This window comes from Streptosporangium sp. NPDC003464 (genome assembly GCF_053588315.1).
Map to the genome: position 1 here is coordinate 1 of NZ_JBSFPS010000515.1, position 2,251 is coordinate 2,251.

The 2,251-nt window shown below is 71.8% G+C and carries 8 protein-coding genes; all 8 read right to left on the reverse strand.

The window, feature by feature from the left end; all coding sequences use genetic code 11:
* The coding region (locus ACWDS7_RS47965) for a DUF6248 family natural product biosynthesis protein (RefSeq protein WP_451934756.1) at window positions 1-143 on the reverse strand (143 nt) is incomplete at its 3' end.
* Window positions 140-418: a hypothetical protein gene (locus ACWDS7_RS47970; RefSeq protein WP_451934749.1), complete on the reverse strand. Its 279-nt coding sequence runs from the start codon at window positions 416-418 to the stop codon at window positions 140-142. The genes ACWDS7_RS47970 and ACWDS7_RS47965, both read right to left, overlap by 4 nt.
* The gene (locus tag ACWDS7_RS47975; RefSeq protein WP_451934750.1) at window positions 418-1,002 is read right to left on the reverse strand and encodes a hypothetical protein; all 585 of its coding nucleotides are present in this window, start codon (window positions 1,000-1,002) and stop codon (window positions 418-420) included. The genes ACWDS7_RS47970 and ACWDS7_RS47975 overlap by 1 nt, the downstream gene beginning before the upstream one ends.
* Window positions 999-1,400, reverse strand: a complete 402-nt coding sequence (locus ACWDS7_RS47980) for a hypothetical protein (protein ID WP_451934751.1) — start codon at window positions 1,398-1,400, stop codon at window positions 999-1,001. Before ACWDS7_RS47980 ends, ACWDS7_RS47975 begins: the two co-directional genes overlap by 4 nt.
* Window positions 1,401-1,595, reverse strand: a complete 195-nt coding sequence (locus ACWDS7_RS47985; protein WP_451934752.1) for a hypothetical protein — start codon at window positions 1,593-1,595, stop codon at window positions 1,401-1,403.
* Complete coding sequence (locus tag ACWDS7_RS47990) at window positions 1,592-1,720, reverse strand: hypothetical protein (protein ID WP_451934753.1); 129 nt, start codon at window positions 1,718-1,720, stop codon at window positions 1,592-1,594. Before ACWDS7_RS47990 ends, ACWDS7_RS47985 begins: the two co-directional genes overlap by 4 nt.
* Entirely contained in the window at window positions 1,717-1,893 is a 177-nt protein-coding gene (locus ACWDS7_RS47995) for a hypothetical protein (RefSeq protein ID WP_451934754.1), read from the reverse strand. Before ACWDS7_RS47995 ends, ACWDS7_RS47990 begins: the two co-directional genes overlap by 4 nt.
* A gap of 90 nt (window positions 1,894-1,983) precedes the next feature.
* Window positions 1,984-2,199: a hypothetical protein gene (locus tag ACWDS7_RS48000; RefSeq protein WP_451934755.1), complete on the reverse strand. Its 216-nt coding sequence runs from the start codon at window positions 2,197-2,199 to the stop codon at window positions 1,984-1,986.
* Between the last annotated feature and the right edge of the window lie 52 nt (window positions 2,200-2,251).

Below are 2,251 nucleotides of genomic sequence, written 5' to 3' on the forward strand. Positions count from 1 at the left end.
TGCTGTGGGAGGCGGCCGGAGCAGGGGCCGCCGCCCCACTGGCAGGCGCAGTGAGAGGTAGCGCCGGGCACCTCCCGGTGGGTCTTGCGCATGCCGGCGGTCCACACGTGCTCGCGGACCCAGGCGGCCTGGCCGGGCGTCATGCCGTCACCTCCGGCAGGCCGAGCATGTCGAGCACCTCAGCCACCGCGGCGGCGTCCAGGCCGAGGCGGCCGGTCATCCGCCGGACGGCCCGGCCCGCGGCCTCCAGCTCGTCGGTGGGGTTCGGGTTGAGGGTGAGCAGGACGTCGGCGTTGTGGTCTGGGCTCTTAGGTTTGCGGCTGCGGCCGGCCTGCATGAGGGCGTCGTTGAGCCGGAGTTCGCCCTGGAGGATCCAGGTGGAATCGTGGTGGCGGAGCGTGTGCTGGTAGTCAGCCATCACGCCACCACCAGTGGGGGCCAAGCGACCTTGGCGAGTGCGTCCCGCTGCGCCTTCGGGACGTCGACAAGCGGGTGGCCAAGCGCGTCGAGGCCAGCGGCGCGCAGCCACCAGGCATCGACCTGGTTGTCGTCGCGCAGGTCCAGGCCCGTCCTCCGATAGAGCGCCATGCGCATGTCGGGCTTGGTCGCATTCCCCCGGCCGGTGGCGTACTTCTTCAGCGTGGCCGGGGGGACGAGGGCGTAGGGGACGCCGAGTTCCATGAGGGCGATCCGGACCGCGCCGTGGACCATGCCGGTGATTCCTGCGCCTTGGGCGTGCTTGGGCAGGTCTTCGATGACGGCGAGTTCGATCGGCTCAATGTTGAAGTAGTCGTAGGCCTCGGCGCGGACGGTGACCATGATGCGACGTAGGCGCTGGTCGCCGTCGCTGGCCACGGTGCGCAGGGTGGAGAGTGGTCGGCCGTCCCAGGTGGCGATGCCGGTGGCGGTGAGGGACAGGTCGAGGCCGAGGACGCGGGGTGTGGTGGTGCCCGCCGGGCCCGGGGGAAGGTCGGGCCCGGCGGAGCTGAGGGCGGCGGTCACTGGGCACCGCCGAGGATGACGCGGGCGACGGCCAAGGCCCAGGTAAGGTCGCGGCGGTGCCGGGGCGCGCGGTGCTCGTTCATGTCGGCATGGCGGGCAGCTTCGTCCAGCCAGGCGGCGAGCGGCTCCGCCAGGTCCGGGTGCATCGCGGCGATCCACGCAGCGTCGGCCTCGGTGCTGCCGAGGTCGTGGCCGCCGTAGTTGTCTTCCTCGCGCTCGTTGTCGTCGAGCACGCGGGCGAGCTGGGCGGTGTAGGCGAACGAGCCGGGGCCGGTCTGTTCGATGCCGAGGCCGATGACCTCGCCGTTGCCGACTCCCCAGGGTCCGGGCGTGGCGTTGGCGGCAGCCTCGCGCAGTCGGACGGCGGCGGCGCGGAGTTCTTCAGCAGGGGTAAGCATTCAGGCCTCCAGGACGGCGGCGGGAGCCCGGACGGGCTCGGCGGGGCGGAGGGTGTAGGCGGTGCAGGCCGCTGCGGCGACGAGCACGGCGAGCGCCAGGGCGGCGCCACACAGGGAGCGGGCTTGTACGGCCCAGATGGCGGTGCCGGCGGCGAGGACGGCGACGACGCTGTACACGTAGGTGAAGAGGGTCACCGGGTCCTCCTGCGGATCTTGTCGAGGGCGTCGGGGACGGGGAGCTGGTCGAGGAGGTCGCGGGTGGTGACCATGGCCAGCTCGGCGTCGACGTCGTCCAGGGCGGGAGGCTGCAGGTCGCTCATGGCTGCCGCCCTTCGCGCAGCCACTGGTGGTCGCGGGTCTCGGCCAAGGCCTGCTCGATGAGCCGGTCGACGCGGTCCGGGCGGCGCTCGGCGCGGCGTTCCGCCGAGGCGCTGCGGGCGTCGGCCTCCTCCTCATCCCAGCGGGCGCGCAGGAACGCGATCAGTTCATCCATGTCCGCCATGCTCGCCTGCCCCGATGATCGTCCGCAGGCAGACATGACGACGCCCCCACCCGAAGGGCAGGGGCGGTAAACCGGGCGAGGTCAGTCGTAGAAGCCGTTCATCTGCACGTCCAGATAAGCCAGGTCCGGGTGCGCTGCAACGTCGGCGGCGTCCCCCTCGCTGGCTGCCTGCAGAAGGTCCTGGAGAGCGGCGCTTGCGGCGATGGCAGCGGCTGCCACGTCGAAGTGATCAGCGGCGGCACGGTGGGCAGCCGCTTGAATGCGGAGTAGGCGAGCACGGACGCGCGGGTCGCTCACAGGTCCTCCTCGTGGTCTTGGGGTCAGGGTACGGGGGTGACGTGATGATCAC